Genomic DNA, 8,407 nt, shown 5'->3' on the forward strand with positions numbered 1-8,407 from the left:
ATTAATAGAATTTTAGGAGTATTTTTAGATATTTTTGATTAGGTTGGAAGGAAGAGGGAAGAAGAAAAAAGTTTTAGTTAGTTATCTTAGGAGAGAAGGAAGGAAGAAGGAAAAGTTTTAGTTATCTAGGAGAGGTAAATGAGGTACAAATATAAATGGTAAAGTCTTTGTAGTGTGGGCATCTTGCCCGCAACTGGTGTACCTCACTAAAAGGAAAAGTTTTAGTTATCTAGGAGAGGTAAATGAGGTACAAATATAAATGGTAAAGTCTTTGTAGTGCGGGCATCTTGCCCGCGACTGGTTTACCTCACTAATATGAAATATAGCAATCAGGAATCAGTTGTAAGAATTGAGGTGTTCCTTAAAAGTGATGATACATTTTTTTCTTCTTCTCTGTTCCCTGTTCCCTGTTCCCTGTTCCCTAGAAGTTGCCAATATTTCAAAACTTAAATCATATTGCTATAGGCTGTATTTATCAGGATTTGCACATCTGTACATTAGAAACAAAAAAATTAGCTTGAGATTGTTCTGTTATTCCTAGTAACTGGAGTTTAGACTAATTAAGGCAGGCCGGAAACTTGCCGAGGGAGAATACTGAGATAGGCCAACAAGACTGAAACTATTTCGCATTGCAGCATTGCAAAGACTTTTCAGTCAATTATCCACAGGTTGTGCTATGGGTTAATTTTGCCCTGGAAAGACTTTTTGAATAGTTTAAATAAAGTCAGCTTCACCCTTGCCTCGCCAAAAAAGAAAAATAATCAACTGCATTGAAAACATCTGCACCCCTTATATTCTCTAAGGGTTCTGAGTTTCAAGTTTTCATTGCTTCTGAGCAAACTATCTGAAGACCCCAAAATTTAGTCTAAACTCCAGTAGTAACAATCAAAATACATTCTTTTGCTTAAGTTTTATTGATTAGATAGACATTTATGAAAAAAAAATCTAGGGATGTTCTGTAATATCAAATCCCTTTAATTCGGTATAAAAAAATATTCCATCTTCACCCAGAGTGGAAAGAATTCTGAATTCTCTTCCCTTCTGTTTGCGGAGCATTCCGTAGGAAATTCTGGATTGCAGAATTGCTGGATTCTGATTCACTATCTTATTACACCGATGCCACCGGATTTGATATAAAATGTCTATACAAGGGTTTGCTCAAAGCTTTATGTAATTTTAGAAATGTCTATTAAGCTGTTAAAAATTTGTTAAACATTTAGGCAATATATCCTAATTTGGAGAAAGGCAATAGGCAACAGATAGTATAAAATAAAAATACATCTTAACTTAAAAATAAAAATTATTGAATAAATGGATATAGCAGTTTCAGGTCTGCCATGGAATATTCTTAAATGTATCTTGCTTGAGTCACAGTAATAACTTTATTTTTAATTTTTAACTTTATAGATATGGAACCCGAAAAAAAATCTCAATTATCTTTATATAATAATCACGGTCAACTCTTAAATCAGAGGAAAAATTTTACTCATAATCAATATATTTATGAAGCTGAATTTCATCAACTAGAGGAAAAATTATCTCAAAAAGAAAATAAGATTTGGAACTTAGTATGTAATCGTTTTTTCTTGATTTTCAGTGTAGCAACTACCACAACAACAGGAGCATATTTCTGGACTTTAAATCAGATTCCTACATATCAGGGAACATTTAAAATATTAGTTGAACCAGTTACAATTACCAATTCAGTTAATTATCAATTAGGTACAGAACCACAAAAATTAATTACAAAAAATCAAGAAAATTGGGAACAACAAGCAGCCAAAATTCTTTATGGAACAGGGCAAGAGAAAATTACTTCATATCCCAACCAAAATATTCAACAAAATCAAGAATTAGATAAGTATGGCTTAGATTATCAATCTCAAATTCAAGTATTAAAAAGTCCGCAATTTATGCTGCCAATAATTGCGGAGATACAAAAAGAATATCCGGAAGTAAATTATAATTCTTTGTTTAAAAAACCAGAAAGACAACTTTTAAATCAAGAGAAACTAAAAATTGAAAGATTAGAAAATACAAAAATTATAGAAGTTAGTTATCGAGATTCGGATGCAAAAAAAATCAAGTTTGTCTTAGATAAACTAGCAGCAGCTTACAGTGAATATGGTCAAAATGACCGGAAAACTAATACTGATAAAGGATTGGATTTTATTGAAGAAGAAATTTCAAAAAATCGACAAAAAAACAAAGAACTACGGCAGAAATTACAACAACTACAGCAGGAATATTTGTTTATTAACCCAGAGCTTAAAAGTCAAGAATTAGCAGCAGAAAGTAATCAAATTCAATCACAAAAACTAGAGAATAAAATATTATTAGACCAACAGCGATCGCTCTATACCATGCTACAGAGTCAGTTGGGAATTAATCCAGAAGAAGCTTTGATTGCTTCAGCTTTAAGTCAAGCAGCAAGATATCAATCATTACTAAATCAATTACAGGAAGTAGAAACAACAATTGCTCTAGAATCAGCTCGATTTAAAGAAAAAGCACCTCAAATGCAAGCTTTATATCAACAAAGAGAAAAATTACTACCTTTGTTAAATCAAGAAGCAGAAAAAGTTATTGGCAGAGATATAGAAGAAGTAAGTAAAAAAGCTTTAGCTTTTCAAGACTCAGTTCGCTTAGAGTTAATTCATAAAATGATTTTGGCTGCTAATCAAATTGAAGTTCTGGAAGTACGGAGTAAAGTATTAGATGAAGCTGAGGCAAAATTAAATGAATATATTGCAAAAATGCCAGAAGTAGTAGGGAGTTATCAAGAAATTCAGCAAGAATTAAAAAATTCAAATAATATACTCAAAGATTTATTAGAAAAACAACAGCAACTACAGATAGAAGTAGTATTTGAAAAAGTACAACCTTGGGAATTAATTGCACCACCAGAATTGCTAAAAACTCAAAATGGTCAGTTAGTAACAGTCTCTCCAAATATGATATTAAATCTTGCCCTTGGAGGAGTAACAGGATTAGCATTAGGAATATTATTAGCTAAATTGGGAGAAGGATTTCAACAAGACGTTTTTCAAACACCAAAAGAAGTCAAAAAATCTATTGGGTTGCCATTGCTAGGAATAATTCCTATACATGAACAAAGAAATTGGATGAACGATGAACTAAAAGAAAATAACAGTTCATCTTTAGTATTATATCCTTCAGCTTTTCAAGAAGCCTTCCGCACTTTAAATGCTAATATTCGTCTCCTAAATATAGAAAATCCCATTCATTCTTTTGTCATTAGTTCCGCAACACCAGGAGATGGTAAATCTACAGTAGCAGGTCATTTGGCCAGGGCAGCTGCCGCTATGGGTCAACGGGTACTATTAATAGATGCCGATCTACGTTGTCCACAGATTCATAATATGATGGGACTTTCTAATCAAGAGGGTTTGAGTAGTATAATTGCCGATGGTATGCCAATAGAAACTGCAATTCAGCGATCGCCCGTAGATGAAAATCTGTTTGTTTTAACATCTGGCCCTATTCCGCCAGACCCAACAAAAATTTTGTCCTCAAGGCAGATGCACCAATTAATTCAAGATGCAGCTACAAATTTTGATTTAGTTATTTGTGACACAGCACCATTATTGGGTCGAGCAGATGCTAGTTTATTATCAGCTTGTACTAATGGATTAATGTTAGTAGTGGGATTAGGTAAGACAGAGCGAGAAGCTTTAAGTTTAGCTCTAGATGACTTGAGTATGGCAGGTGTACCGATGTTGGGAATAGTTGGTAATGGCGATCGAGCTGATTCTTATTATCAGAGATATTATGATTATGAGTATGTTCAGTCACGTTAAATAGACATCTCCAGAAAAGAGGGAACAGGAAACCCACCCCTAACCCCTCCCAGAAGTAGGAGAGTGAGGGAGTGAGGGAGTGGGGGAGTGGGGGAGTGGGGGAGTAGGGGAGTAAGATCAATTTATCGTCAAGAGAGAAAAATTGTATCCTTTGAAATTTTGTACATCTTGCTAGTGGCGCGTCAAGCCTTAAATGGTGTTTTAGGAAAATCAGGACTTACGCAGACACACCACCCATGGGGGTAAAGGTGCGTTACGCTACGCTAACACACCCTACAAGTAGAGCCTTTGCGTAAGTCCTGAAAATAATACAATGCTTACTCTTCAAGCCTTTGAGCAAAAATCTAATACACTATTTTTAGCTTGACGCGCCACTAGAGTGAGTTAACCAAAAATATACAGTTGTAAATATTCTAGGCGCGACAATGAATTAGCCCTGCCTCCCAGAAGAGGAATAATTGATAATTTCTGGATAATTCTGACTTTTAACTTTTGACTTTTAACTTTTAACTTTTGACTTTCCACCCCTAACCTCTCCCAGGAGGGGGAGTCAGGAGTCAGAAAGCATGGAGAAAGAAAGGACTTAAACTATTAAATTTTTAAATTCGTCTTAAATAGAACATCTATAATATTAAGAAGAAGTCATTTTGCGATTACTCCATAACCTAATTTTATATAAGACTTAGGATGTACTTTATGAAGGATTTATTTGTAGATAAAATTATCTTGATATTCTGTCGAAAATAATGATAGATACAGAATAAATTTATAGATTTACTAATATTTTGGAACTTCTGCCGAAATATTTGATTTTATTATTGGTTGCTTAATCAGATATTACTAATTTCAAGAAAAAATTAATCTCAGAAAAATTTAGTTAGGTATTTACTATATTTAGTTTATGGAGTATTGCTCCAAACAATATCCTAATTCAATTCCTAAGTTCCTACTACTATCTCTGCCCAGTGCTTATACCAATTAACTTTTAAAGATGTCACAAATAGTTTCAAACTTTAAATGTTAAACAATTTCCTGAAATTACTGTATCATCAAAGTTCTGAGTTGATAAATTCTTACTTTTGACTTTTGACTGTCTTGAGTGTGTCTTATATTCTGAGGAGACCTCAGAATTACACACTCGCTTTTGACTTTTGACTTATAACTTATAACTTCCGTGAAACGGTATTAGGTAAATGGGGTAAATTGGAGGTTTTTTTTAAATGAATCAATACCTATTATCTATAGCTTGTGCAGGTTTAGTAACATATCAATTATTGTCAACAATAACGGCACAAGCTCAAATAGGCACTATATTTCAGTCTAATATTATAGTAGCTCAAGAAAATAAACCTAAAAAGGCTCAAACGAGTACTTCCACTCAGTCCCCTAGTAATCAAAATACAGGTTACAGTCGTCGTCGTGCCATTAGATATAGATTTGAATGTAACTCAAATAATCAAACAGTTTTAGCCATTTATCAAGCACGACGAAACCGTAGAGGGAATATAGTATCTGCGTGGAAAAAAATTACCGATCGACCACTTATTCAATGGACTCAAGCAGGAGCAACAGAATTAGATAGTAGACTGACTCCTCAAAATCGTTGTCAAACAGCTACAGCTAATTTTAACTATCACTTCCTGCGTAATGAAAGTAGACCAAGACTACCACCATTAAGTGAAGGAATTATTAACAAGAAGGCAGTGGTTTGTGCTGCACCAGAAGGAGATTGTAATCAAAATAATGTTCTGTGGACTCTGAGAAATAACAATCAAAATTCCAATGGTCAAATTATTCGACAACTATTGAGTGCACTTCGAGGTGAAGCTAGCAGTACCGTAATTATAGAAAGTCAAGATGAAGATGAAGAATTACCTTCAGAAGTTAATATGGAAAATATAATTGATGCCATTATTGAACAAGAAAGCGAAAAATTTGATGAGGAAGATAAACTTCCTGAATAATAAAAGAGGGAGTAGGGATTCATTAATTGATAATGGATAATGGATAATTGATAATTACCTCAAGCATATTTTTCGTAATCTTTGACTGTGAAAATCTATCTATTCCCTGTTGCCTGTTGCCTGTTGCCTACTCTTGCAAAAAGTCGGTATCTTTTTCACTCCTATATCTATATATATTCTAGGAAATATTAATTATGGAACACCGAAAAATATTACCTATGGTCTGTACAGTAGCGATCGCTGCTCAACTCCTAGTTATAAAAGTACAGTCCAGTTTTGCTCAACTCACAAACTTAAATACTACAGTTACTCAACTTAGTACATCTGATGAGGAGGTAGATAATATTCCTACTCGTTCAGTTAACCCTCAAAAGATACGTTACAGTCGCCGTTACGCATACAAATATGAGTTTGATTGTACGCCAGAAAATCAAACTGCATTAGTTGTATATCAAGCACGTCGTAGTCGTCAGGGTGAAATAGTTACATCCTGGAAGGAAGCGACGAAAAGACCTCTAATTCAATGGACACAGACAGGTTCGGTAGAATTTGGTGACAAGTATACTCCAGAAGTTCGTTGTCGGGCAGTTACAGATAGATTTAATCAGCATTTTCTGAGGAGAGGAAAACCAAATATGCCTCCTTTAAGTGAAGGAGTTGTTAATGGTGCCGCTGTAGTTTGTGCAGCGAAAGCAGGAAGTTGTAATTCTAGTAATTTGTTGTGGACTCTTAGAAATAGTAACAGAGGTACTAACGGTAAAATTTTGATGAATTTAGTAAGTTCTCTCAAAGGTAACGCTAGTGCTTCGTTAATAATTGAAAGTAACGATGCTGAAAATGAGGAAAATCAAAGCCTTGAATGGGTAGAAAAATTGGCGGTTATTGATGGATTGAAAGCATCATCAGTAAATCAGGAAAAAATGCTGGAGGTGGATATGGAAAATTTGATTTATCAAGTTATAGAAGAGCAAAAAAAAATGGAAAATCGGGAGTTTTAAAGCTCGAACTTAGAGTTGTCAAACAAAAAAATTAGAGACTAAATAAACTTCCACTAAATCAAATGAAACAACTAATAAGTTTAATGGCAATTATTCCAACTTTTTTGGAATTTTGTCTTTATCAGGTAGCATCAAAACCTGAAGAAGTGAATCTCCCACAAATTCAGGCAGTTTCTGTTTCTACTATTAAATATAATCCCACTGTGGAGGCGATCGCTAAACCTCTAACTGTTAGATTATTAGGAGAAAATATTGCTGGTTCGGGAGTGATTATTTCTCGGAAAGGAACTGAGTATTTTATTCTAACTTGCGCTCATGTACTTGATTCAAATCAAGAAAATAAATTGGCAGTTTTAACTGTAGATGGAAAGAAATATTATGCTCAGAGAGATACTACATTTAATTTTAGAGAACTTGATTTAGCAATAGTTAAATTTTCCACAAATAATGAGTACCAAGTTGCTGCTGTTAATGTTAATTGGAACTTGAGTTTAGGAGAACAAGTTTATGTAGCTGGATTTCCTAACTATGAAAAGAAAGCAGTAAATTTAGTCCCTACTGTAGATTTAGGAATTAAACCATATAATTTGACCCAAGGTAAAGTTATTCATCTACTTAATTTATCCTTAGAGAGAGGTTATAAAATTGGCATGAGTAATGAGATTGAAATTGGGATGAGTGGAGGACCAGTTTTGAATCAAAATGGTGAATTAGTTGGAATTATTGGTAGGGCAAAATATGCTTTTGGTGGCTTTGATGCTTATCGATTTTCTGATGGTAGTCAACCATCGGAAGAGTTACTAGATGAATTGGTTGGTGTTAGTTGGGCAATTCCTATTACTAAGTTGAATCAACAGAATAATTTTTCAGAGATAGTCAAGACTAATATTAATAATTTTGAAGTCAAGTAGGGTGCGTTAATGAAATGTAACGCACCATATAGGACATGATATTATCTAGCTCTATCAACTATTTATGCTTAATGTACAAGACTTACGCACTAACATTATAGATATAGGTTTTTGCTCAGTTACGCTACATAGGACATGATATTATAGCAGTCGAAACAAAGGTTAGGACATTTACAAAGGCTTAAACTCAGTGAGGGATTACTTTTAACTTTTGACTTTTGACTTTTGCCTTGCGCGAAGCGCTATATCTAGCTCTATCAACTATTTATGCTTAATGTACAAGACTTACGCACTAACATTATAGATATAGGTTTTTGGTGCGTTACGCTACATAGGACATGATATTATCTAACTCTATCAACTATTTATGCTTAATGTACAAGACTTACGCACTAACATTATAGATATAGGTTTTTGGTGCGTTACGCTACCGCTAACACACCCTACTGGACTGTAATTAGGGTTTGCTGATTAAATATAAAAGTCTTGATATATAAAGGGTTTGGCCTTTTTGGGTAGTGAAAAAGTACCAGGTTTTTGCCTAAGGAAGCTCAAAAAGTGAGTATTGATGTAAGTATAGAAGCAGAAAAATCTTGGGATAATTTTTCCTTTGTACGTCCTCTGCAACTCCTGATTCCTCTTGACTCTTCACTACTCTCTACTCCCTACTCCCTACTCCCTACTCCCTGCCGAGCGCAAAAAGACTTTTTCAG

The 8,407-nt window shown here is 34.1% G+C and carries 5 protein-coding genes; 4 read left to right on the forward strand and 1 reads right to left on the reverse strand.

From position 1 onward, the window contains the following. Nucleotides 1–1,409: 1,409 nt before the first annotated feature. The gene (locus AC3DU7_RS18350) at nucleotides 1,410–3,821 is read left to right on the forward strand and encodes a GumC family protein (protein ID WP_488040758.1); all 2,412 of its coding nucleotides are present in this window, start codon (nucleotides 1,410–1,412) and stop codon (nucleotides 3,819–3,821) included. A 384-nt stretch (nucleotides 3,822–4,205) separates the two neighbouring features. Here the strand turns inward: AC3DU7_RS18350 and AC3DU7_RS18355 are convergent, their stop codons facing one another. Continuing rightward, nucleotides 4,206–4,346, reverse strand: coding sequence for a hypothetical protein (locus tag AC3DU7_RS18355; RefSeq protein ID WP_488040759.1), 141 nt, complete (start codon nucleotides 4,344–4,346; stop codon nucleotides 4,206–4,208). Nucleotides 4,347–5,041: 695 nt separating this feature from the next. On the opposite strand from AC3DU7_RS18355, the gene AC3DU7_RS18360 reads away from it, so the two are divergent. The 3 genes from AC3DU7_RS18360 (at nucleotide 5,042) to AC3DU7_RS18370 (ending at nucleotide 7,694) form a co-directional block, all read left to right on the forward strand. Then, a complete protein-coding gene (locus AC3DU7_RS18360; RefSeq protein ID WP_488040760.1) occupies nucleotides 5,042–5,785 on the forward strand; it encodes a COP23 domain-containing protein in 744 nt (247 codons plus the stop codon). A gap of 194 nt (nucleotides 5,786–5,979) precedes the next feature. After that, the gene (locus AC3DU7_RS18365; RefSeq protein WP_488040761.1) at nucleotides 5,980–6,783 is read left to right on the forward strand and encodes a COP23 domain-containing protein; all 804 of its coding nucleotides are present in this window, start codon (nucleotides 5,980–5,982) and stop codon (nucleotides 6,781–6,783) included. 62 nt (nucleotides 6,784–6,845) lie between these two features. After that, nucleotides 6,846–7,694, forward strand: coding sequence for a S1 family peptidase (locus AC3DU7_RS18370; RefSeq protein WP_488040762.1), 849 nt, complete (start codon nucleotides 6,846–6,848; stop codon nucleotides 7,692–7,694). The last annotated feature ends 713 nt before the right edge of the window (nucleotides 7,695–8,407 follow it).

It is taken from the genome of Okeania sp. (assembly GCF_983059655.1).